We start from the raw sequence: 20,407 nt of genomic DNA on the forward strand, positions 1-20,407 counted from the left end.
CGGGGGGCCGCGATCAGCCGGACGCGAGCATCCGGGCCAGCACCGCGCGCAGCACCGGCAGTACCTTGCCGTGCAGCGCGCGTCCCTGCTGCGTGAGCGCGACCCGTACACCCCGCCGGTCCCCAGCAGGTCGGCGGCGCGGCCGCCGAGCAGCAGCAGACCGCCGTAGCAACGTCCAGGCCACCAACGGCGTCGACGAGCACGAGCAGGGCATGGTGTCCGGGCTGCTCAACACGTCCGTCCAGGTGGGAGGCGCGCTGTTCCTGGCGGTGGTGACGGCGGTGGTCACCGCGCAGGCGCCGGAGGGGGCCGATCCGCAGGCCGTGCTGGACAGCTACCGGCCGGGGCTGATGGTGGTGACCGGCATCGCCGCGGCGGGGCTGCTGATCTCCCTCACCGGACTGCGGTGGCGTCGCGGGGACCGCCGGTCGGTGGTCGTCGCCAGGTCCACCTCGCGGGAGGCGGAGACGGAGCGCGCCGGCGCGCCGTGACCGGGGGGCGCCTCCACCGCGCGCCCGGCGGGGTGAATCCTCCCCGCCGGGCGCGCGTCCTGCCGTGGCCGTGCGATGCGGCGGCTGCGGCTGACGGCTGACGGCTGACGGCTGCTCAGTGAACCGGGCGGACGGACTCGGCCGCGGTTAGCCCAGCCAGCCGGGGCGGACCAGGCCGGACTCGTAGGCGAGCACCACCAGCTGGGCCCGGTCGCGGGCGCCGAGTTTGACCATGGTGCGGCTCACATGGGTCTTGGCGGTCAGCGGGCTGACGACCAGACGGCGGGCGATCTCCTCGTTGGACAGGCCGATGCCGACCAGCGCCATCACCTCCCGCTCCCGTTCGGTGAGCTGGGCGAGAGCGTCGGCGGCGGCCGGTTCCTTGGACCGGGCCGCGAACTCGGCGATCAGGCGGCGGGTCACGCCGGGCGACAGCAGGGCGTCGCCCGCGACCACCGCCCGCACCGCGCGGAGCAGTTCCTCCGGTTCGGTGTCCTTGACCAGGAAGCCCGAGGCGCCGGAGCGGATCGCCTCGAAGACGTACTCGTCCAGCTCGAAGGTGGTGAGCATGACCACCTTCACGTCCGCCAGGTCAGGGTCACCGGTGACCTGACGGGTGGCGGCCAGCCCGTCGCGTGCGGGCATCCGGATGTCCATCAGAACGACGTCCGGGCGCAGTTCGCGGATGAGCCGCACCGCCTCCTCGCCGTCGGAGGCCTCTCCGGCCACCTCGATGTCCGGCTGGGCGTCCAGCAGGGCGCGGAAGCCAGCCCGGACGAGCGACTGGTCGTCGGCGAGCAGTACGCGGATCACCGGTCCTCCTTCGGCGTGAGCGGGAGCACGGCCAGCACGCGGAAGCCGCCGTCGGGGCGCGGGCCCGCCTCGATCGTGCCATCCAGTGCGGCGGCCCGCTCCCGCATTCCGGCCAGTCCGTTGCCGCTGCCGCCCGCGTCGGCGCCGGTGGCGGGCCCGTCGTCGTCGATGCACAGGTGCAGGGCCCCGGCCCGCTCCTCCATCCGCACGCGCGCGTTCCGTGACCCGGAGTGCCGCACCACATTGGTGAGCGCCTCCTGGACGATCCGGAAGGCGGCGAGATCCGCGCCGGGCGCGAGGTCCGGCGCCTCGCCCTCCACCGTGACGCTGAGGCCGGCGGCGGCCGCCTGCTCGACCAGTTCGGGCAGGCGGTCCAGGCCGGGAGCGGGCGCCCGGGGTGCCGCGCCGGGGGTGCGGAGGGTGTCGAGCACCTGGCGGACCTCGCCGAGCGCCTCCTTGCTCTTGTCCTTGATGGTGGTGAGCGCCGTGCGGGCCTGCTCCGGGTCGCTGTCCAGGAGGGCGAGGCCGACGCCGGCCTGCACATTGATCACGGAGATGCTGTGGGCGAGCACGTCGTGCAGTTCACGGGCGATGCGCAGACGCTCCTCGTCCGCGCGCCGGCGGGCCGCCTGGGCGCGTTCGGCTCGCTCGCGCGCCCACTGCTCGCGCCGGGCGCGCGCCAGCTCGGACACGGCGATCAGGGCGACCACCCAGGTGGCGGCCACGATCTCCTGGTTCCAGGAGGCTGCGGAGTCCCCGGCGGGCGGCAGCCGGCGGTAGAGCACATGGGCGAGCAGCAGATGGCCCACCCAGAGGGTGCCCATCGCCGTCCAGGCGGCACGCCGGTGCCCCGCCACGACGGCGGTGAAGCAGGCCACCGCGACGACCAGGAACACCGGGCCGTACGGGTATCCGGCGCCGAGGTAGAGCAGGACGGCGCCGACGGTGCCGCTGAGCACCGCCACGGGATGGCGGTGCCGCAGCAGGAGCGAGGCGCCCGCCGCGAACAGCAGCAGCCTGGCGAACGGGTCCAGGGCGACGCGCTCGCCCTCCTGGGCATGGGCGGCGAAGGTGGAGCCGGCCATGACGAAGGCCGTGATCAGGAGGGTGGACACCCAGGGCAGCCGGGACCGGCCGCCGGCCTCGGCGGCGCCCTCCCCCGGGCCCGTCAGGCCGCGCGGTCCGTAACGCCAGGCCGCCCCCGGTCCCCGGCGCCACCAGGCCCGCATCCGCCCGGCTCCGCGCTCCTGCTGCTCGTCCATGTCCGCCACGCTAGACGCCGGGCGGCCCGAGCCGCGTCACCCCGGCGTGGTGATCGGACGTACTCCCGGTGAAGTAGGCCCACGGGGCTTTCACCAGGGAGCCGACGGTCCTTCAGCAGATCCTGGCCGGGCCCGCTACGTCAGCCCGACCGAGTCCGCGAGCCGTGCCGCGGCATGGCGGAAGAAGCGCTCGCGGTCCTCCACCACCCGGTGGAACTGGCCGAACACCTCGAAGCCCACCAGTCCGAACAGCTCGGCCCAGGCGGCGACCAGCGCCACCGCGACCTGGGGCGGCAGGTCGGGGGCGAAGTCGGCGGCCATCCGCTCGGCCTCCGAGGAGAGTTCGTCCGGCAGCGCGGGCGGGGTGAGGCGCGACTCCTGCCGCGCCTCGCGGAGGATCCCGATGAGGGCGAGGGCGACGCGGGAGGCGGCCGGGATGGTGGTGCTGGGCGCGGTGTAGCCGGGGACGGGTGTGCCGTAGATCAGGGCGTACTCGTGCGGATGGGCCAGGGCCCAGGTGCGCACCGCTTCGCAGACGGCGACCCACCGCCGGGCCGGCGGCTCGCCGGACGCCTGCGCGCGGGCGGCCTCCGCCGCCTCGCCGAGGGAGTCGTAGGCGTCGATGATGAGGGCGGTCAGCAGATCGTCGCGGCTGGGGAAGTAGCGGTAGATCGCGGAGGACGCCATGCCGAGTTCACGGGCCACGGCGCGCAGGGACAGCTTGGCGGCACCTTCCGCGACGAGCTGTCTGCGGGCCTCCTCCTTGATGGCCGCGGTGACTTCGGTCCTGGCCCGGGCGCGGGCGCCGCGTGTGGTGCTGCTCATGGGCCCAGTGTCGCACACGGGCAGAGCACTGCACACAAACGAGAGCAGTGCTCTTGCTCCGGCGGCCGAGATGAGGCAGACTGCTGTTCACCGAGAGCAGTGCTCACAATCGAGAGCAGTGCTCACGCAGAATCGCCACGTCAAGGGGTTCCCATGTCCACGCATGTCATCAAGCCCGGCTGGTTCACCGTCAACGTCTTCAACCGGTTCGTCGCCTGGCTCACCCGCCGGGGCATCAGCGTCTGGGGTTCCCGGGTACTGGCGGTGCGGGGCCGCAAGAGCGGCCAGTGGCGGACCACACCGGTCAACCTGCTGACCGTCGACGGGCGGCAGTACCTCGTCGCGCCGCGCGGCCACGTCCAGTGGACGCACAACATGCGCGCGGCCGGCGGCGGACAGCTCCGCCTCGGCAAGCGCGTGGAGAACTTCACCGCGGTCGAAGTCGCCGACGACGACAAGCCGCCGCTGCTGCGCGCCTACCTCAAGCGCTGGAAGGCGGAGGTCGGGGTCTTCTTCAAGGGCGTGGGACCCGGCTCGTCCGAGGCGGAGCTGCGCCGGATCGCCCCCGACCACCCCGTCTTCCGGATCACGATCACGGACTGACGCCCTCGTCCTGACGCCGGTCCAGGAGCGTCAGCGCACGCTGGGCCATCGGATGCGTCCGCACCAGCTCGCCGAGCGACGTCGAGCCCTGGGTGACGTCCTTGAACGCCCGCCACGCCGGGCGCAGTCCGGTGAGGGCCATGTGGAACAGGCCCGGACGCCGCTCGAACACCGCCAGCATCCGCTTGCCGACGCTCATCTCGACCCCGAGCCCCGCCTTGACGGCGAACGCGTAGTTCAGCGCCTGGCGGCGGGTGTCCACGGCGTCGTGGGCCTCGGCGATGCGGACCGCCCACTCCCCCGCCAGGCGCCCCGAGCGCAGCGCGAAGGAGATGCCCTCGCGGGTCCACGGCTCCAGCAGCCCGGCCGCGTCCCCGCAGACCAGCACCCGGCCGCGGGAGAGCGGCGAGTCGTCGGCCCGGCAGCGGGTCAGATGCCCGGAGGAGATGCTCGGTTCAAAGCCGGCCAGGCCGAGCCGGCCGATGAAGTCCTCCAGATAGCGCTTGGTCGCCGCGCCTTCGCCGCGCCGCGAGATCACGCCGACGGTGAGGGTGTCGCCCTTGGGGAAGACCCAGCCGTAACTGCCGGGCAGCGGGCCCCAGTCGATGAGGATGCGGCCCTTCCAGTCCTCCGCGACGGTGTCCGGAACCGGGATCTCAGCTTCCAGCCCCAGGTCCACCTGGTCGACCTTCACCCCCACATGGGCGCCTATGCGGCTCGCGCTGCCGTCGGCGCCGACGACCGCCCGGGAGAGGATCGTCTCACCGCCCTGCAGCACCACCGCGACCGTGCGCCGGTCGGGCACGGCCGCACCGTGCTGCTCCACCCGCTGCACGGTGGCGCCGGTGCGCAGCTCGGCGCCCGCCTTCTGCGCGAACTCCACCAGCTGCTGGTCGAATTCGGGCCGGTTGACCAGCCCGAAGAGCATCTGGCGGGAGCGACGGGTGCGGGTGAAACGGCCGTTGTGGGAGAACGTCACCGCGTGCACCCGGTCCTTCAGCGGCAGGTCGAAGCCGGGCGGGAGCGCATCGGGCGAGGGGCCGATGATGCCGCCGCCGCAGGTCTTGTAGCGCGGCAGCTCCGCCTTCTCCAGCAGCAAAACGCGCCGTCCCGCGACCGCCGCCGCATACGCGGCCGAGGCCCCCGCGGGTCCCGCGCCCACCACGACGACGTCCCACACCTGGCGCTCGCCGTCCGCTGAAGAGTTCTCGCTGGTCACGATGGTCTACCGCTCCGATCTAGCCGCCTGCCGCTGCGTCCTGTCGCATCCTACGGCGACGATCGCCGCAGGTCGCTGTGGGAGGATCGGCGGTGTGGGTGCCCCTTACACGGGATCAGTCACCCATACCGCACGATCATGCCGTGCCCACACGTACGCAGTAGGACAACGTCGCACCCACAAGGAGCGTGCCCATGTCGTCGAATCCGGTCGCCGCGACCGTCGCCTCACTGATGCCGAAGGCGAAGCAAGAGCTCGCCGAACTGGTGGCGTTCAAGTCGGTGGCGGACTTCGACCAGTTCCCGCGCAGCGAGAGCGAGGGCGCCGCCCGCTGGATCGCCGACGCGCTCACCGCCGAGGGCTTCAAGGACGTGGCCCTGCTCGACACCCCCGACGGCACCCAGTCGGTGTACGGCTTCCTGCCCGGCCCCGAGGGCGCCAGGACCGTCCTCCTCTACGCCCACTACGACGTGCAGCCGCCGCTGGACGAGGCCGCCTGGGCGACGCCGCCGTTCGAGCTCACCGAGCGGGACGGCCGCTGGTACGGGCGCGGCGCGGCCGACTGCAAGGGCGGCCTCATCATGCATCTGCTGGCGCTGCGCGCCCTCAAGGCGAACGGCGGAGTACCCGTCAACGTCAAGCTGATCGTGGAGGGTTCGGAGGAGCAGGGCACGGGCGGCCTGGAGCGGTACGCCGAGGCGCACCCGGAGCTGCTCGAGGCCGACACCGTCGTCATCGGCGACACCGGCAACTTCCGGGCCGGCCTGCCCACGGTCACCTCCACGCTGCGCGGCATGACCATGCTGCGGGTCCGCATCGACACCCTGGAGGGCAATCTGCACTCCGGTCAGTTCGGCGGGGCCGCCCCCGACGCGCTGGCCGCTCTGGTGCGTGTCCTCGACTCCCTGCGCGCCGAGGACGGCAGCACCACCATCGACGGGCTCACCGTCGACGCCGCCTGGGACGGACTGCAGTACGACGAGGAGCAGTTCCGCAAGGACGCCAAGGTGCTGGACGGGGTCGAGCTCATCGGCACCGGCACGGTCGCCGACCGCATCTGGGCGCGCCCGGCGGTCACCGTGCTCGGCATCGACTGCCCGCCGGTGGTCGGCGCCACCCCGTCCGTGCAGGCGAGCGCCCGCGCGCTGATCAGCCTGCGGGTGCCGCCGGGCGTCGACGCGACCGAGGCGACCAAGCTGCTCCAGGCCCACCTGGAGGCCCACACTCCGTGGGGTGCGCGGATCAGCACCGAGCAGGTCGGGCAGGGCCAGGCGTTCCGCGCGGACACCTCGAGCCCCGCGTACCGCGCCATGGCCGACGCGATGGCCGTCGCCTATCCGGGCCAGGAACTCCAGTACGCCGGCCAGGGCGGCTCCATCCCCCTGTGCAACACCCTCGCCGCCCTGTACCCCGACGCGGAGATCCTCCTCATCGGCCTGAGCGAACCGGAGGCCCAGATCCACGCCGTCAACGAAAGCGTCTCCCCCGAAGAACTCGAGCGCCTCTCCGTAGCCGAGGCCCACTTCCTCCGCAACTACGCCAACAGCGCTGCCTGACCAACCCCGCCGCCCGCAGCCAACCTGCGGGCGGCGGAGCTGCGTTCCTCCGGGCGGCAGAGCCGCCGTCCACTGCGGGCAGGGGCCCCGTCACCTGCGGGCATTCGTGCCGCCTGGGCGGCGCGGGTGGGCGCAGGCGGCACCTTGCCAGCGCCGGCAAGCGCACCCCACCCCCGCCCAGCTGCAACAGACGGCACCCGGAAAACAGCCCCCTACCCCACCGGCACCCCCGCTTCCAAATACGCCGCCTTCCCCCGCTCCCGCGCCCGCAGGGCCTGCCGCAACCGCGCATACCTCACCGGCGGCAACAACTCCGCCGCCTCCACCTCACTCGCGAACCGCCACTCCCGCAGCTCCGGCCCCGGCAGCAACAACCGCCCCGCATCCTCCGCCGCAAGCCGCCCACCGTCGAACAGCAGCCGCAGCCCTCCGAACCCGGGCGGCGCCGGCGGCTCCCAGTCCACCACCAGCAACGCCGGCACCTCCGCCAGCCTGATCCCCGTCTCCTCGGCGACCTCCCGCATCCCGGCCCGCGCCGGCGCCTCCCCCGGCTCCACCACGCCCCCGGGGAACTCCCACCCCGCCTTGTACGTCGGGTCGACGAGCAGCACCCGGTCCTCCTCGTCGAACAACAGCACCCCCGCGGCAACGGTCTCCGCCGTCGGCTCCGGCGTCTGCACGATGTCACACACCGGCACCGCCCCGCTGCGCACCGTCTCCGCGATCCGCACCGCGGCGTCGTACGGGCTCATCGCCCCCGTGTCCACCGGGTACGCATCCGCCGTCAGCCAGGAGGCGAGCGCGGCCTTGTACGGCTCGATGTGGTCGTAGGACCACTGACGTATCCGTAGCTCCGCGTCGGGCATCTCCGCCGGCACCTCACGGCCGGCTATCCGCTCCCGCAGGATCGTTTCCGCCGGGGCCAGAAGCACATGCCGGACGGGTATCCGCCGTGCGGCGAGGCCCCCGAAGATCTCGTCGCGGTAGTCCTGGCGCAGCAGGGTCATGGGGACCACGAGGGTCCCGCCGAGCTCGGTGAGCATCGCGGCGGCCGTGTCGATGACGAGACGGCGCCAGATGGGGAGGTCCTGGTAGTCACCGACCTCGGCGAGGCGTTTGGGCGGCAGCAGATGCGCGAGTGCCCCGCCGATGACCTCGGGGTCGAAGAGCGTGCTGTTCGGGATCAGCTCGATCAGTTCCCGTGCGGTGGTGGTCTTCCCCGCACCGAACGCACCGTTGATCCAGACCACGGTCACGGTTCCCCCTCTTCTGTTGGCCCCCAGAGGCTTGCCCGCTCCACCCTGCCACGGAAACCAGCCCCAGTTGAGAACGCATCACGACGGCGCCGGCGCCCCGAGGGGGAGGGCGCCGGCGCCGTCGCTGTCGTGCCGGGGAGGTCGTCAGTCCTTGGCTTTCTTGACCGACTCCTTGGTCGAGTGGTCCAGGTTCAGGCTCTCGCTGTCGACCGCCTGGTCGAGGGTGTTGAGGGCGTCCTTGACGCCGAGCCCCTCGAGGCCTTCACCGGCCGCGTGCGAAGGGGTGACCGCCGCGACGACGAATCCGGTGGCGAGGGAGGCGATGGCCAGCATGCTGCGCTTCTTCATACCCGCCTCAACGGCCGGAACGGCCCAGGGGTCACGCGCCGATTCGGAAGACGAACCACACGGACCGCGGCAGCTCCCGACCAGAACGGAGCGGACTGATCCGCCCAGCCCCCGCCAGAACGGACCGGACGGATCCGTTCAGCCCTCCTCAAACCCCCGCCGCCTCCTCAGACCCCCGCCGCCTCCTCAGACCCCCGCCGCCTCCTCAGACCCCCGCCGCCGCAGCATCCGGCCTCCGCGCCAGCACCGCCGCCGCGGCGCCGACAAGCCCCGCATCCGTGCCCATCTGCGCCGGAGCCACCGCGAGACGCTGGACGAACGACAGGGTGGCGTAGTCGGCGAGGGCCTTGCGCAGCGGGGCGAGGAGGATCTCGCCGGCCTTGCCCACCCCCCCGCCGATCACCGCGATGTCGATCTCCACGAGCGTCGCCGTCGCCGCGATGCCGGCGGCCAGCGCCCGGGCGGCCCGTTCGAAGGAGGCGACGGCCACCGGGTCCCCGGCCCGCGCGGCGGCGGCCACCGCGGCGGCGGAGGTGTCCCCGTCCGGGCCCGGCCGCCAGCCGTCCTCCAGGGCGCGGCGGGCGATGTTGGGGCCGCTGGCTATGCGTTCCACGCAGCCGCGCGAGCCGCAGGGGCACGGGTCGCCGTCCAGGTCGACGCTGATGTGACCGATGTGGCCCGCGTTGCCGGTGGGCCCGGCGTGAAGGGTGCCGTCCAGGACGAGCCCGCCGCCGACCCCGGTGGAGACGACCATGCACAGGGCGTTGTCGTGGCCGCGTGCCGCGCCCTGCCAGTGCTCGGCGGCCGTGATGGCCACCCCGTCGCCGATCAGCTCGACGGGCAGGCCGCCGGCCGCCTCCCGGACCCGGGCGACCAGCGGGTAGTCGCGCCAGCCGGGCACGTTCACGGGGCTCACGGTGCCGGCGGAGGCGTCCACCGGGCCCGCGCTGCCGATCCCGACGGCCGAGACGCCCTCCCACAGCGGAGAGGCGGCGAGCTCGCCGAGGACGGCCTCCACCGCCCGCATCACGGTCTCTCCGTCCTCCCGGGCGGGTGTCGGCCGCTGGGCACGGACGAGGATCCGGCCCCGGCCGTCCACCAGTGCGCCGGCGATCTTGGTCCCGCCGATGTCGAGCGCGGCCACGAGGTCGGTGTGCATCAGTGTCGGATCTCCCCGTCGAACATGCGAAAACACCCGGAAAGGACCATGGGCGACCAGGGGCCGCACATGGGGCAGACCGCACCCCGACGTCGCCGGGTTGCGCGGGCCGGAGTGAGCGGTGAACAGTGTCTCCTGCTCTGACAACGTTGTCCAGGCTCTATGCTCGACGCCACATCCTCATACAACCCCATGGACCTACGCATCCCCGTGGACGACAGGACAGGACAGCTCATCGTGCCGGAGACGCCCCGCCGCACCGACCGCCTCCGAGGGAACCGTTACGGCAACCGGCCCACCATGAAGGACGTGGCCGCCCGCGCAGGGGTGGGCCTGAAGACGGTGTCACGGGTCGTCAACGGCGAGCCCGGCGTCACCCCGGAGACCGAGCGGCGCGTGCAGGAGGCCATCGACGCCCTGGGCTTCCGGCGCAACGACAGCGCCCGGGTGCTGCGCAAGGGCCGTACCGCCAGCATCGGCCTGGTCCTGGAGGATCTCGCCGACCCGTTCTACGGGCCGCTGAGCCGGGCGGTCGAGGAGGTGGCCCGCGCCCACGGGGCGCTGCTGATCAACGGCTCCAGCGCGGAGGACCCGGACCGCGAGCAGGAGCTGGTCCTGGCGCTGTGCGCCCGCCGGGTGGACGGTCTTGTGGTGATCCCCGCCGGTGACGACCACCGGTATCTGGAGCCGGAGCTCAAGGCGGGCGTCGCCACCGTGTTCGTGGACCGTCCGGCCGGGAGGATCGACGCGGACGTCGTCCTGTCGGACAACTTCGGCGGTGCCCGCGACGGAGTGGCCCATCTGATCGCGCACGGCCACCGCCGGATCGGCTTCATCGGCGACATGCCCCGCATCCACACCGCGGCCGAGCGGCTGCGCGGCTACCGGGCGGCGATGGAGGACGCGGGCATACCGGTGGAGGACTCCTGGATGTCGCTGGGCATCACCGACCCCGGGCGGGTGCGGCAGGCGGCCGAGGAGATGCTGTCCGGACCCGAGCCGGTCACCGCGATCTTCACGGGCAACAACCGGGTGACGGTCACGGTGATCAGGGTGCTGGCCGAGCAGTCCCGCCGGGTCGCGCTGGTCGGCTTCGACGACATCGAGCTGGCCGATCTGCTGCAGCCGGGCGTCACGGTCGTCGCCCAGGACGCCGCGGCACTCGGCCGGACCGCGGCGGAGCGGCTGTTCGCGCAGCTGGACGGCACGCTGATCAAGCCCGAGCGCATCGAGCTGCCGACCCGGCTGATCACGCGGGGCTCGGGCGAGCTGCCGCCGGAGGACTGAGCGGGCCATGGGCACCGAGGACCGCACACTTCAGGCCTTGGGGCTGGCCGAGGCGCCCCGGGAGCATCCGCTGCTGTATCCGGGCGCGCGGCCCGAGGACTCGGGGCTGCTGGACGGGGACCGGCTGCTGCCGCTGGACCGGCTGGTGCACGAGGAGCGGACGCCGGTGCTGGCGATCGGCTCCAACGCCTGCCCGGGGCAGCTGCGGTACAAGATGGCCGGCTCCGGCATCACCGCGCCGGTCCCGATGGTGCGGGCCCGGGTGACGGGTGTCGACGTCGGCGTCTCGGCCCATGTGAGCCGGGCCGGGTATGTGTCGGCGTCCCCGGTGGCCGCGCCCGGCGTGGTGCGGGAGCTGTTCGTGCTGTGGCTGGACGCCGACCAGCTGGCGGTGATCGACGCCAGCGAGGGCGTGCCGCGGCCGCACGGCAACTACCGGCGGGCCTGGCTGCCCTTCCCCACCGCGCGCATCGAGCTCGCGGACGGCACGGTGCTGCCCGGCGCCCATGTGTACGTCAACCGGCACGGTGTGCTGCACGACGGCACCGGCAGGCCCCGCACCCATCCCGGGCAGCAGCGGGCGCTGCTCACCGAGCTGCTGCTTCAGTCCCCGGCGCTGCGGAAGCTGTTCGGTGCGACGGCGGAGCAGTTCAGCGCGCGGGCCCGCGCCGACGCGGAGCTGTGCGCACAAGGCACCCGGCTGTTCGCCGAGGAGAGGCGCGTGACGGCCTCGGGGCTGGAGCGGTTCTGTCAGCAGTGCGGCACCCCGGGCACCGGTGCGTCGTTGTCGCCGCCCCTGATGTAGACGTCGCTGACCCAGACGTCGGTGTTGCCGCTGTCGTCGTCGGTCTTCGCCCACCAGACGTTGGTCCACTGGCCGTGGGTCTCGCGGCGGCCCAGGTTCTTCTGGCAGTGGAAGTAGTTGGTGCCCGCGTTGAGGATGCCGGCCTCGGTGCCGGCGGCGGTGTAGGACTTGGCAGTGCGCCAGACCTGGCAGTTGTACTTGCCGCCGCCGATGGGATGGCAGACGGGGGCCTGGGCGGCGGGGTCGGTGCCGCCTCCCCCGCCGCCTCCGGCGCCGTCCTCCGTGGGGTCGCCGTCGGGCTCGTCCTTCGGCGTGGAGCGCTCGGTGGGTCCGGCGGTGTCCCGCTCCTTCTCCTCCTGGGGCTTCTCGGAGGGCGACTCGCCTGCCGTCTCGCCGCGCCCCTTCCGCCTCCGGGCTCATGGAGCGACCGGATTCGGTGCGGGGCGCGGCGGCCTCGGCTGTGACGGAGCCGCTACCGAGCCCCCGGCACACCGGTTTTCGGCCGGGAGGCGGGCTCGTCCTCCGGCTCGTAGCGCAGCAGGTCTCCGGGCTGGCAGTCGAGCGCCTCGCACAGCGCGGCGAGGGTGGTGAAGCGCACCGCCTTGGCGCGGCCGTTCTTCAGCACCGCGAGGTTGGCGGGGGTGATGCCGACGCGCTCGGCCAGCTCGCCGACGGACATCTTCCGCCGGGCGAGCATCACGTCGATGTCGACGACGATCGGCATCAGATCACCTCGGCCAGTTCGGCCCTCATCCGCGTCGCCTCCGCCTCGCGGGCGACGGCCTGGGCGAGCAGCATGCGCAGGACCAGCACCACGAGCGCGATCCCGAAGACCGCGAGCCCGACTCCGCCCACCAGGAGGACGACTCCGGGGGCGACGGCCTCGCCCGGCGCCAGGACCGCGCCGAGCGCGAACACCAGGAGCGCGGCGGCCACGAAGGCGCCGATCACGATGTGGACGTAGCGGAAGGCCGCGTGGGAGAAGACCGTGCCGCGGCGCACCATGGTGACCAGCCGCCAGACGCAGACCAGCACGATCTGGGCGGTCACCACGCCCAGCACGACGATCGCCATGACCGGGTCGGCCAGCCGGGCCACCTCCTCGTCCAGGCCCTTCAGGTCACTGGCGAGCAGCGGCACCATCACCGCCTGGACGAACACCGAGCCGGCCAGCAGCGCCACGATCACCGCGCGCAGAGCGAGCACCGTCAGTTTCCCCATCGCCTGACCTCCCATCGAACCACGATGGGAATCTATCGAGATTCGATAAGCGCAGGCAAGCCGGGAGCGTGCCGGGGCCGCCCGCCGCGCGGGAGCCGTGAGCTACTGCGCGGAGGCCGTGAGGTCGCCGCGCCGGGGTGCCGCGAAGCCCTCGAGGCCGGCGCGGTCGAGGCCGGAGAGCCGGGCGACCTCGGCGACGTCCAGCGCGCCGCAGTCCAGGCCGCGCAGCAGATAGCTGCTGAGGGCCTTGGCGGTGGCGGGTTCGTCCATGACGTCGCCGCCGGTCCGGCCGGCGTAGCGGGCGAGGCGGGCGGCGGCCTGCTCGAAGCCCTCCCGGTAGAAGGCGAAGACGGCCGCGTACCGGGTGGGCAGGTGGCCGGGGTGCATGTCCCAGCCCTGGTAGTAGGCGCGGGCGAGGGCGCGGCGGGTGAGGCCGTAGTGGAGCCGCCAGGCGGCGTGGACCTTCTCCGTGGGGCCGACCGGCAGGACATTGGTGGAGCCGTCGGAGACGCGCACGCCGGTTCCGGCCGCGGCGACCTGCATGACGGCCTTGGCGTGGTCGGCGGCCGGGTGGTCGCCGGCCTGGTGGGCGGCGGAGACGCCGAGGCAGGCGCTGTAGTCGAAGGTGCCGTAGTGCAGGCCGGTGGCGCGGCCCTCGGCGGCCTGGATCATCCGGGCGACGGTGGCGGTGCCGTCGGCGGCGAGGATGGCCTGGCTGGTCTCGATCTGGATCTCGAAGCCGATCCGGCCCGGCTCCAGGCCGTGCGTCTTCTCGAAGGCGTCGAGCAGCCGCGCCATGGCGGTGACCTGCTCGGCGTAGGTGACCTTGGGCAGGGTCAGGACCAGACCGGCGGGCAGGCCGCCGGCCTCCATCAGGCCGGTGAGGAAGATGTCGAGGGTGCGGATGCCCCGGTCGCGTACGGCGACCTCCATGCACTTCATCCGGATGCCCATGTAGGGGGCGGCGGTGCCGTTCCGGTACGCCTCGGCGATCAGCCGTGCGGCGCGGGCAGCGGTCTCGTCCTCCTCGGCGTCGGGGCGGTTGCCGTAGCCGTCCTCGAAGTCGACCCGCAGGTCCTCGACGGGTTCGCGTTCGAGCTTGGCGCGGACCCGGCCGTAGACGTCCTCGGCGAGGGCCTCATCGAGTCCGAGGGCGGAGGCGAAGGCGGCGGCGTCGGGGGCGTGTTCGTCGAGCGCGGCGAGCGCCTGGTCGCCCCAGGAGCGGATGGTGCCGGCGGCGAAGGCGTCGCCCGGGACGTAGACGGTGTGGACGGGCTGGCGGGTGCCGGGGTCCCCGGGGTAGCGGCGCTCCAGCTCGGCGTCGACCGGCGCGAGGGAGGCGCTGATCTCCTCGCTGACGGCACCCGAGAGGCTCGTCGCCACCCGCTCCTGCTGGCCCTGGCCCATTCCTCGCCCTCCTGGTTTCCGTTATACGGAATGGACAATCCGCAGAACGAAGTTATCCGCCGCTCTGCCGTCGGTCAACACTGTCTTGCCCCGAGATCCACTCCGCCCTCTCGGCATGTTCACGTTCATCTGGCACCGTCGGACCAGCAGCGCACGGCCCCGACCGACGCGAACAGAAAGGCAGAGCCTGGTGCCACACCACCCGCGGGTCACCCGCCGCACGGGACTGAGATCCGCACTGGCCGCCTCCGTCGCCCTTCCGCTCTCCAGTACAGCACTGTCGTCCGCGCCCGCCGCCGCGGCGGAGGGCCCGGACGACCGCCCCCTGGAGGTGATGTCGTTCAATCTGCGCTACGCGAGCGACGCGGAGCCGCACAGCTGGGCCACCCGCAGGCCCGTGATGCGACGGCTGCTGCGCCAGGAACGCCCGCATGTCATCGGCACCCAGGAGGGCCTGTACCGGCAGCTGCACGACATCGAGGCCGATCTGGGCCCGGACTACGACTGGATCGGCACCGGGCGCGCGGGCGGCAGCCGGGACGAGTTCATGGCCGTCCTCTACGACACCCGCCGGCTCGAGCCGCTGGAGTACGAGCACTTCTGGCTCTCCGACACCCCGTATGTGATCGCCTCGAAGACCTGGGGCAACGCCTGGATCCGCATGGTCACCTGGGTCCGCTTCCGCGATCTCACCGCAGACGGGCGGGAGTTCGTCCTGCTGAACACCCACCTGGACAACGCCAGTCAGTACGCACGCGAGCGGGCCGCCGACCTCACCGTCGAGCACATCCGGAAGATGGACCGCTCACTGCCCGTGCTGGTGACCGGCGACTTCAATGTGCCCGCCCACGGCAACCCGGTGTACGACACGATGCTCTCCGCCGGTCTGGTCGACACCTGGGATGCGGCGGCCGAGCGGAGCGCGCTGTACGGCACCTTCCACAACTACCGGCCGCCGGTGCCGGGCGGCGACCGCATCGACTGGATCCTGGCCACCCCCGGCGTCACCGTGCACCGGGCGGCGATCAACACCTTCACCGCCCACGGGCAGTACCCCAGCGATCATCTGCCGGTGCAGGCCACGCTGACCCTGGCATGAGCGAGGCCCCGGCATGCGCGAAGCCCCCGCGGCCGTGACGGTCGCGGGGGCCTGCTGCGGCTGCGGGGGGGATCAGCCCTTGCGGGCCTTGACCTCCTCGGTGAGCTGCGGCACGACGTCGAACAGGTCGCCGACGACGCCGTAGTCGACCAGGTCGAAGATCGGGGCCTCGGGGTCCTTGTTGATGGCCACGATGGTCTTCGAGGTCTGCATACCGGCCCGGTGCTGGATCGCGCCCGAGATACCGGCGGCGATGTACAGCTGCGGCGAGACCGACTTGCCGGTCTGGCCGACCTGGTTGGTGTGCGGGTACCAGCCGGCGTCGACGGCGGCACGCGAGGCACCGACGGCCGCGCCGAGCTCGTCGGCGAGGGCCTCGATGATCGAGAAGTTCTCGGCGCCGTTGACGCCGCGGCCGCCGGAGACCACGATCGCGGCCTCGGTCAGCTCGGGACGGCCGGTCGACTCGCGCGGCGTGCGGCCGGTGACCTTGGTGCCGGTCGCCTTGTCGGAGAAGGTCACCGACAGGGCCTCGACCGTGCCCGCGGCCGGGGCCGGCTCCACGGCGGCCGAGTTCGGCTTGACCGTGATGACCGGGGTGCCCTTGGAGACACGGGACTTGGTGGTGTAGGAGGCGGCGAACACCGACTGGGTGGCCACCGGGCCCTCGTCGCCGGCCTCCAGGTCGACGGCGTCGGTGATGATGCCGGAGCCGATGCGCAGCGCCAGACGGGCGGCGATCTCCTTGCCCTCGGCGGAGGACGGGACCAGCACGGCGGCCGGGGAGACGGACTCGACGGCGGCCTGCAGCGCGTCGACCTTCGGCACGACCAGGAAGTCGGCGTACTCGGACGCCTCGTGGGTGAGGACCTTCACCGCGCCGTGCTCGGCGAGCGTGGCGGCGGTGTCACCGGCACCGTTGCCGAGGGCGACGGCGACCGGGTCGCCGATGCGGCGGGCCAAGGTCAGCAGCTCCAGCGTGGGCTTGCGGACGGCGCCGTCCACGTGGTCGACGTAGACGAGAACTTCAGCCATGGGATTGCACTCCTGCGTAGCGAAGATGAGGGACGGTCAGCGAACTCGGGCTCAGATGAACTTCTGGCCCGCGAGGAACTCGGCGAGCTGCTTGCCGCCCTCGCCCTCGTCCTTGACGATCGTGCCCGCGGTGCGGGCCGGACGCTCCGCGGCCGACACGACCGTGGTGTAGGCGTTCTCCAGGCCGACCTCGTCGGCGTCGATGTCCAGGTCGGACAGGTCCCAGGACTCCACCGGCTTCTTCTTGGCAGCCATGATGCCCTTGAAGGACGGGTAGCGGGCCTCGCCCGACTGGTCGGTGACCGACACGACCGCCGGCAGGGAGGCCTCGAGCTGCTCGGAGGCGGCGTCGCCGTCGCGGCGGCCGGTGACCTTGCCGTCCTCGACCGACACCTCGGACAGCAGCGTCACCTGCGGGACGCCGAGGCGCTCCGCGAGCAGCGCGGGGACGACGCCCATGGTGCCGTCGGTGGAGGCCATACCGGAGATCACCAGGTCGTAGCCGGCCTTCTCGATGGCCTTGGCCAGGACCAGGGAGGTGCCGATGGCGTCGGTGCCGTGCAGGTCGTCGTCCTCCACGTGGATCGCCTTGTCGGCGCCCATGGACAGCGCCTTGCGCAGCGCGTCCTTGGCGTCCTCCGGACCCACGGTCAGGACGGTGACCTCCACGTCGTCGTCGGAGTTCTCCGAGATCTGCAGCGCCTGCTCGACCGCGTACTCGTCCAGCTCGGAGAGCAGACCGTCCACGTCGTCGCGGTCGACGGTCAGGTCATCGGCGAAGTGCCGGTCGCCAGTGGCGTCGGGCACGTACTTCACAGTGACAACGATCCTCAAGCTCACGCCGGCTCTCCTACTGCATCGTCATTTCTGGCTGCCTGTCTGCAGGCAGCATAGGCACCTGAAGGGGGTGATCCCGGTCGGGGCGACCCGCGCTCCGCACATTAGGTTACTCGCCAGTACACCCAGTTCGTTACGCGCCAGTACACCGAGTCCGTTCCCGCTAAGCAAGCGCTTTGAACTGTGACCTTTGCAACGCAGCGTAACCGGAACTGGACGCGCACGCAGCGCGAGAGGCGAGCGGCTCAGTCCCGCAGACCGTGATAGCGGCCGTGGTGATACAGCAGGGGACGCCCGGGGCGGGCGGGGTCGCCGGGGTCGCCGAGCAGCACCTCGCCGATCACGATGCGGTGATCTCCGGCCGGGACCCTGGCCACGACCTCGCACACCGTCCAGGCCAGCACGCCGTGCAGCAGCGGCACCCCCTCGGGGCCGTCCCACCAGGCCGTGCCCGGTCCGAAGCGGTCGGCGCCGGGGCGGGCGAAGGTGACCGCCAGGTCCTGCTGGTCCTCGGCGAGCACATGGACGCCGACGTGGTCACCCGTGGCTATCACCGGCCAGCTCGAGCTCGCGGTGCCGATGCCGAAGGAGAGCATCGGTGGGTCGGCGGAGACGGAGGCGAGGGAGGTGGCGGTGAAGCCGACCGGCCCCGAGGCACCGCGCGCCGTGATCACCGCCACACCCGCCGCGTGCCGCCGGAACACGGAGCGCAGCAGATCGGGCGAGGCGGGCCGGGCGTTGCCGAGGGCGGGCGGGGCCGTCATGGAACTGTCCTTCCGCGGGAGACGAGATGAGGGAGCGGGTACCCGCGACGGGCGAAGGAGTTCCGAGGACATGCCGTCAGGCTGACGAGGCACGGAACGCGCCGTCAAGTCGGCCCTGTGAGGTGGGAGATGACTCACTGCGGGCCCACGGGACGTCATACCGCCTCTCCGAGGGCGGCGATCACATCGGCCTTGCGGGGCTGCCCGGTGGCCCGGCGCACCACCCGGCCACCGGCGTCGAGGACCAGCACGGTGGGGGTCTTGAGGATGTCGAGGCGGCGCACCAGGTCGAGGTTCTCCTCGGCGTCGATCTCGACATGCGCGACGCCGGGGACCATGCCGGCCACGTCCGCCAGCACCCGCCGGGTGGCCCGGCAGGGGGCGCAGAAGGCGCTGGAGAACTGCACCAGCGTGGCGCGTTCGCCGAGCTCGGCGCCCAGCTCCTCGGCCGCCAGCCGACTGCCCTCGTCCCGCGCGCGCACCCGCACCCTCCCGCTCCGCCGCCGTTGCAGCACTCCGAAGGTGCTCGCCGCGGCGAGCACCAGCACACACACCACCAGTCCGGTCACACCAGCTTGAAGCATTCACACAACCGCAAAGATTCCCGCCTTCGCCCTCCGGCTCTCGTGCGGAATGCTTGATTCATGGACATCGATGCGAGGGGGCCCCGCTTCGGGGCGGCGGTGACGACCGTGGTGCTGGCGGTCGTCATGATCACCGGGAGCGTGTGGCTGCTGGCCTGGCAGACGCTGGCGTTCGCCTGCGGCGCGGCGGGCGGGGTCGGCCGGTCGCCGTACGGCTGGCTGTTCCGGAAGGCGGTGCGGCCGCGGCTCGGGCCGCCCACGGAGTTCGAGGCGCCGCAGCCGCCGCGGTTCGCACAGGCGGTCGGACTGGTCTTCGCGGTGACCGCCCTGATCGGCTTCACCGCCGGGCCCGGCTGGCTGGGCCTGGCCGCGACCGGGGCGGCGCTCGCGGCGGCCTTCCTCAACGCGGTGTTCGGCTACTGCCTGGGCTGCGAGATGTACCTGCTGATGCGGCGGTTGACGGTCCGCGCGGGATAACGGCCGCGCAAAAGACCGAGGTGGGCCGGGGGTGGACGTGACGAGAATCTCGCCGCTCGCGGGCTCCGGGGCTGGTTCACGGCGCGTTATTCGGGCACCATCAGCGACAAGCCGTAAACCTACGGCTGCGTAACTTCGACTGGGAGAGTGCCTCCTTCCCAGCAGAGAAGGAAGGGTTCCATCCCGCCCATGGCTGAACTCGTCTACCGCCCCGTGATCGGTTTCGCCCGCACCCTGTTCAAGGTGTGGGACCTCAAGATCGACCTCCGGGGTTCGGAGTACATCCCGCGCACGGGCGGCGCCGTGCTGGTGAGCAATCACATCAGCTACCTGGACTTCGTCTTCAACGGCCTGGCCGCACTGCCGCAGAAGCGGCTGGTGCGCTTCATGGCGAAGGAGTCGGTCTTCCGGCACAGGATCTCCGGACCGCTGATGCGCGGGATGAAGCACATCCCGGTCGACCGCGCACAGGGCGAGGCGGCGTACGAGAACGCGCTGCGCTCGCTGCGGTCGGGTGAGATCGTGGGCGTCTTCCCCGAGGCGACGATCTCCCAGTCGTTCACCCTGAAGAGCTTCAAGTCGGGTGCGGCGCGCCTGGCGCAGGAGGCCGGCGTGCCGCTGATCCCGATGGCGGTGTGGGGCACCCAGCGCCTGTGGACCAAGGGCCGTCCGCGCAACTTCAAGCGCAGCCACACGCCGATCACCATTCGCGTGGGCGAGGCGCTGGAGGCGTCCAAGGACACCTACGCGGGTGTGATCACCCGGCAGCTGCGCGAGCGCGTCCAGGAGCTGCTGGAGGCGGCTCAGCGGGCCTACCCGGTGCGCCCCAGGGGCCCCGAGGACACCTGGTGGATGCCGGCCCACCTCGGCGGCACGGCCCCCACCCCGGAGCAGGTCCGCGCGGCCGAGGCCCACTGAGTCATAGGCGGCCCCCACTGACTCACGGGCGGCCCTGGTCCTCCAGCGTGGTGGGGAGGAGCATCTGCCACAGGTGGGACCGGTCGCGCGCGGAACTGAGCGCCCGCACGACGGCCGGATGCGGCGCCGCGTACAGGACGGGGTGGTCGCGTTCACCGGCCGCCGTGTCGGGTGTGAAGGCCAGGCGTTCGCCGCGGAGCGAGAAGCGGGCGTCGACGCCCGGTTTGTTGCCGCGCGGGTCCTGCCGGTGCCAGGCGCCGTCGAACCACACCGCGACGAGGCCGTGCACCACGCCCAGGTACTGGTAGCAGAGCGCGGCCGGGATGCCCTCCGCCCGGAGCAGGGCGGTCAGGGCGTGGGCCTTGGCGTAGCAGATGCCGGTGCGCTGCTCCAGGACGTCGGAGGCGCGCCAGGTGACCCGCGGATCGTCCGCGTCCGGCC

The 20,407-nt window shown here is 72.5% G+C and carries 21 protein-coding genes and 3 pseudogenes; 8 read left to right on the forward strand and 16 right to left on the reverse strand.

Annotated features, from left to right (window positions below):
* Positions 1-13 precede the first annotated feature (13 nt).
* A pseudogene (locus tag ABD198_RS00570) lies at positions 14-121 on the reverse strand (MarR family winged helix-turn-helix transcriptional regulator); the annotation flags it as partial.
* Between the two features lie 49 nt (positions 122-170).
* On the opposite strand from ABD198_RS00570, the pseudogene ABD198_RS00575 reads away from it, so the two are divergent.
* Positions 171-491: pseudogene (locus ABD198_RS00575) on the forward strand (MFS transporter); the annotation flags it as partial.
* Positions 492-638: 147 nt separating this feature from the next.
* Here the strand turns inward: ABD198_RS00575 and ABD198_RS00580 are convergent.
* From ABD198_RS00580 to ABD198_RS00590, 3 genes are all read right to left on the reverse strand, one after another.
* A complete protein-coding gene (locus tag ABD198_RS00580; protein WP_343997258.1) occupies positions 639-1,304 on the reverse strand; it encodes a response regulator in 666 nt (221 codons plus the stop codon).
* Positions 1,301-2,566: a sensor histidine kinase gene (locus tag ABD198_RS00585; protein WP_343997259.1), complete on the reverse strand. Its 1,266-nt coding sequence runs from the start codon at positions 2,564-2,566 to the stop codon at positions 1,301-1,303. Before ABD198_RS00585 ends, ABD198_RS00580 begins: the two co-directional genes overlap by 4 nt.
* Before the next feature lie 135 nt (positions 2,567-2,701).
* Positions 2,702-3,391, reverse strand: coding sequence for a TetR/AcrR family transcriptional regulator (locus ABD198_RS00590; RefSeq protein ID WP_343997260.1), 690 nt, complete (start codon positions 3,389-3,391; stop codon positions 2,702-2,704).
* A 153-nt stretch (positions 3,392-3,544) separates the two neighbouring features.
* Between ABD198_RS00590 and ABD198_RS00595 the strand changes: the two genes are divergently transcribed.
* Complete coding sequence (locus ABD198_RS00595; RefSeq protein ID WP_343997261.1) at positions 3,545-3,994, forward strand: nitroreductase family deazaflavin-dependent oxidoreductase; 450 nt, start codon at positions 3,545-3,547, stop codon at positions 3,992-3,994.
* Here ABD198_RS00595 and ABD198_RS00600 read toward each other — a convergent pair.
* Positions 3,984-5,213 (reverse strand): geranylgeranyl reductase family protein, encoded by a 1,230-nt coding sequence (locus ABD198_RS00600; RefSeq protein WP_343997262.1) that lies wholly within the window; start codon positions 5,211-5,213, stop codon positions 3,984-3,986. The two genes, ABD198_RS00595 and ABD198_RS00600, sit on opposite strands and share 11 nt — an antisense overlap.
* 194 nt (positions 5,214-5,407) lie before the next feature.
* Between ABD198_RS00600 and ABD198_RS00605 the strand changes: the two genes are divergently transcribed.
* Positions 5,408-6,769: a dipeptidase gene (locus tag ABD198_RS00605; protein WP_343997264.1), complete on the forward strand. Its 1,362-nt coding sequence runs from the start codon at positions 5,408-5,410 to the stop codon at positions 6,767-6,769.
* A 212-nt stretch (positions 6,770-6,981) separates the two neighbouring features.
* On the opposite strand, the gene ABD198_RS00610 is transcribed toward ABD198_RS00605, so the two are convergent.
* The 3 genes from ABD198_RS00610 to ABD198_RS00620 all read right to left on the reverse strand — a co-directional run bounded on the left by ABD198_RS00610 (position 6,982) and on the right by ABD198_RS00620 (position 9,532).
* On the reverse strand, positions 6,982-8,025 hold the full coding sequence (locus ABD198_RS00610) for an NUDIX hydrolase (protein WP_343997265.1): 1,044 nt from the start codon (positions 8,023-8,025) through the stop codon (positions 6,982-6,984).
* Positions 8,026-8,169: 144 nt separating this feature from the next.
* Entirely contained in the window at positions 8,170-8,373 is a 204-nt protein-coding gene (locus ABD198_RS00615; protein ID WP_343997266.1) for a hypothetical protein, read from the reverse strand.
* Between the two features lie 205 nt (positions 8,374-8,578).
* Entirely contained in the window at positions 8,579-9,532 is a 954-nt protein-coding gene (locus ABD198_RS00620) for an ROK family protein (protein WP_343997267.1), read from the reverse strand.
* A gap of 192 nt (positions 9,533-9,724) precedes the next feature.
* Between ABD198_RS00620 and ABD198_RS00625 the strand changes: the two genes are divergently transcribed.
* Complete coding sequence (locus ABD198_RS00625; RefSeq protein WP_343997268.1) at positions 9,725-10,819, forward strand: LacI family DNA-binding transcriptional regulator; 1,095 nt, start codon at positions 9,725-9,727, stop codon at positions 10,817-10,819.
* 7 nt (positions 10,820-10,826) lie between these two features.
* Complete coding sequence (locus tag ABD198_RS00630) at positions 10,827-11,624, forward strand: hypothetical protein (RefSeq protein WP_343997269.1); 798 nt, start codon at positions 10,827-10,829, stop codon at positions 11,622-11,624.
* Between the two features lie 472 nt (positions 11,625-12,096).
* Here ABD198_RS00630 and ABD198_RS00640 read toward each other — a convergent pair whose 3' ends face one another.
* From ABD198_RS00640 to ABD198_RS00650, 3 genes are all read right to left on the reverse strand, one after another.
* Positions 12,097-12,348: a helix-turn-helix domain-containing protein gene (locus ABD198_RS00640; protein WP_343997270.1), complete on the reverse strand. Its 252-nt coding sequence runs from the start codon at positions 12,346-12,348 to the stop codon at positions 12,097-12,099.
* The gene (locus ABD198_RS00645) at positions 12,348-12,845 is read right to left on the reverse strand and encodes a DUF2975 domain-containing protein (protein ID WP_343997271.1); all 498 of its coding nucleotides are present in this window, start codon (positions 12,843-12,845) and stop codon (positions 12,348-12,350) included. The genes ABD198_RS00640 and ABD198_RS00645 overlap by 1 nt, the downstream gene beginning before the upstream one ends.
* Positions 12,846-12,947: 102 nt before the next feature.
* The gene (locus ABD198_RS00650; protein ID WP_343997272.1) at positions 12,948-14,252 is read right to left on the reverse strand and encodes a DUF6986 family protein; all 1,305 of its coding nucleotides are present in this window, start codon (positions 14,250-14,252) and stop codon (positions 12,948-12,950) included.
* A 190-nt stretch (positions 14,253-14,442) separates the two neighbouring features.
* Here ABD198_RS00650 and ABD198_RS00655 point away from each other — a divergent pair, with 190 nt between their 5' ends.
* The gene (locus tag ABD198_RS00655) at positions 14,443-15,351 is read left to right on the forward strand and encodes an endonuclease/exonuclease/phosphatase family protein (RefSeq protein ID WP_343997273.1); all 909 of its coding nucleotides are present in this window, start codon (positions 14,443-14,445) and stop codon (positions 15,349-15,351) included.
* A 72-nt stretch (positions 15,352-15,423) separates the two neighbouring features.
* On the opposite strand, the gene ABD198_RS00660 is transcribed toward ABD198_RS00655, so the two are convergent.
* The 4 genes from ABD198_RS00660 to ABD198_RS00675 form a co-directional block, all read right to left on the reverse strand.
* Positions 15,424-16,386 (reverse strand): electron transfer flavoprotein subunit alpha/FixB family protein, encoded by a 963-nt coding sequence (locus ABD198_RS00660; protein WP_343997274.1) that lies wholly within the window; start codon positions 16,384-16,386, stop codon positions 15,424-15,426.
* Positions 16,387-16,437: 51 nt separating this feature from the next.
* Positions 16,438-17,226 carry an electron transfer flavoprotein subunit beta/FixA family protein gene (locus tag ABD198_RS00665; protein ID WP_167989952.1) on the reverse strand — a complete coding sequence of 263 codons (789 nt, stop codon included), beginning with the start codon at positions 17,224-17,226 and terminating at the stop codon, positions 16,438-16,440.
* A 242-nt stretch (positions 17,227-17,468) separates the two neighbouring features.
* Positions 17,469-17,987: a flavin reductase family protein gene (locus ABD198_RS00670; RefSeq protein ID WP_343997275.1), complete on the reverse strand. Its 519-nt coding sequence runs from the start codon at positions 17,985-17,987 to the stop codon at positions 17,469-17,471.
* 155 nt (positions 17,988-18,142) lie between these two features.
* Positions 18,143-18,556: a TlpA family protein disulfide reductase gene (locus ABD198_RS00675; protein ID WP_343997276.1), complete on the reverse strand. Its 414-nt coding sequence runs from the start codon at positions 18,554-18,556 to the stop codon at positions 18,143-18,145.
* A gap of 75 nt (positions 18,557-18,631) precedes the next feature.
* Here ABD198_RS00675 and ABD198_RS00680 point away from each other — a divergent pair, with 75 nt between their 5' ends.
* Together ABD198_RS00680 and ABD198_RS00685 are read left to right on the forward strand one after the other, a co-directional pair.
* On the forward strand, positions 18,632-19,048 hold the full coding sequence (locus tag ABD198_RS00680) for a DUF4395 domain-containing protein (RefSeq protein WP_343997277.1): 417 nt from the start codon (positions 18,632-18,634) through the stop codon (positions 19,046-19,048).
* Positions 19,049-19,237: 189 nt separating this feature from the next.
* Positions 19,238-19,966 carry a lysophospholipid acyltransferase family protein gene (locus tag ABD198_RS00685; protein WP_343997278.1) on the forward strand — a complete coding sequence of 243 codons (729 nt, stop codon included), beginning with the start codon at positions 19,238-19,240 and terminating at the stop codon, positions 19,964-19,966.
* A 22-nt stretch (positions 19,967-19,988) separates the two neighbouring features.
* On the opposite strand, the pseudogene ABD198_RS00690 reads toward ABD198_RS00685, so the two are convergent.
* Positions 19,989-20,402 (reverse strand): annotated as a pseudogene (locus ABD198_RS00690) (transglutaminase-like domain-containing protein); the annotation flags it as partial.
* Between the last annotated feature and the right edge of the window lie 5 nt (positions 20,403-20,407).

The organism is Streptomyces thermocarboxydovorans (assembly GCF_039524635.1).
Taxonomy (GTDB): domain Bacteria; phylum Actinomycetota; class Actinomycetes; order Streptomycetales; family Streptomycetaceae; genus Streptomyces; species Streptomyces thermocarboxydovorans.

Excerpts from the sequence above, each read along its gene's own strand:
- ABD198_RS00585 (WP_343997259.1), bottom strand. The coding sequence starts at position 2,566 with ATGGACGAGCAGCAGGAGCGCGGAGCCGGGCGGATGCGGGCCTGGTGG.
- ABD198_RS00590 (WP_343997260.1), bottom strand. The coding sequence starts at position 3,391 with ATGAGCAGCACCACACGCGGCGCCCGCGCCCGGGCCAGGACCGAAGTC.
- ABD198_RS00595 (WP_343997261.1), top strand. The coding sequence starts at position 3,545 with ATGTCCACGCATGTCATCAAGCCCGGCTGGTTCACCGTCAACGTCTTC.
- ABD198_RS00605 (WP_343997264.1), top strand. The coding sequence starts at position 5,408 with ATGTCGTCGAATCCGGTCGCCGCGACCGTCGCCTCACTGATGCCGAAG.
- ABD198_RS00615 (WP_343997266.1), bottom strand. The coding sequence starts at position 8,373 with ATGAAGAAGCGCAGCATGCTGGCCATCGCCTCCCTCGCCACCGGATTC.
- ABD198_RS00620 (WP_343997267.1), bottom strand. The coding sequence starts at position 9,532 with ATGCACACCGACCTCGTGGCCGCGCTCGACATCGGCGGGACCAAGATC.
- ABD198_RS00625 (WP_343997268.1), top strand. The coding sequence starts at position 9,725 with ATGGACCTACGCATCCCCGTGGACGACAGGACAGGACAGCTCATCGTG.
- ABD198_RS00630 (WP_343997269.1), top strand. The coding sequence starts at position 10,827 with ATGGGCACCGAGGACCGCACACTTCAGGCCTTGGGGCTGGCCGAGGCG.
- ABD198_RS00640 (WP_343997270.1), bottom strand. The coding sequence starts at position 12,348 with ATGCCGATCGTCGTCGACATCGACGTGATGCTCGCCCGGCGGAAGATG.
- ABD198_RS00645 (WP_343997271.1), bottom strand. The coding sequence starts at position 12,845 with ATGGGGAAACTGACGGTGCTCGCTCTGCGCGCGGTGATCGTGGCGCTG.
- ABD198_RS00650 (WP_343997272.1), bottom strand. The coding sequence starts at position 14,252 with ATGGGCCAGGGCCAGCAGGAGCGGGTGGCGACGAGCCTCTCGGGTGCC.
- ABD198_RS00660 (WP_343997274.1), bottom strand. The coding sequence starts at position 16,386 with ATGGCTGAAGTTCTCGTCTACGTCGACCACGTGGACGGCGCCGTCCGC.
- ABD198_RS00670 (WP_343997275.1), bottom strand. The coding sequence starts at position 17,987 with ATGACGGCCCCGCCCGCCCTCGGCAACGCCCGGCCCGCCTCGCCCGAT.
- ABD198_RS00680 (WP_343997277.1), top strand. The coding sequence starts at position 18,632 with ATGGACATCGATGCGAGGGGGCCCCGCTTCGGGGCGGCGGTGACGACC.
- ABD198_RS00685 (WP_343997278.1), top strand. The coding sequence starts at position 19,238 with ATGGCTGAACTCGTCTACCGCCCCGTGATCGGTTTCGCCCGCACCCTG.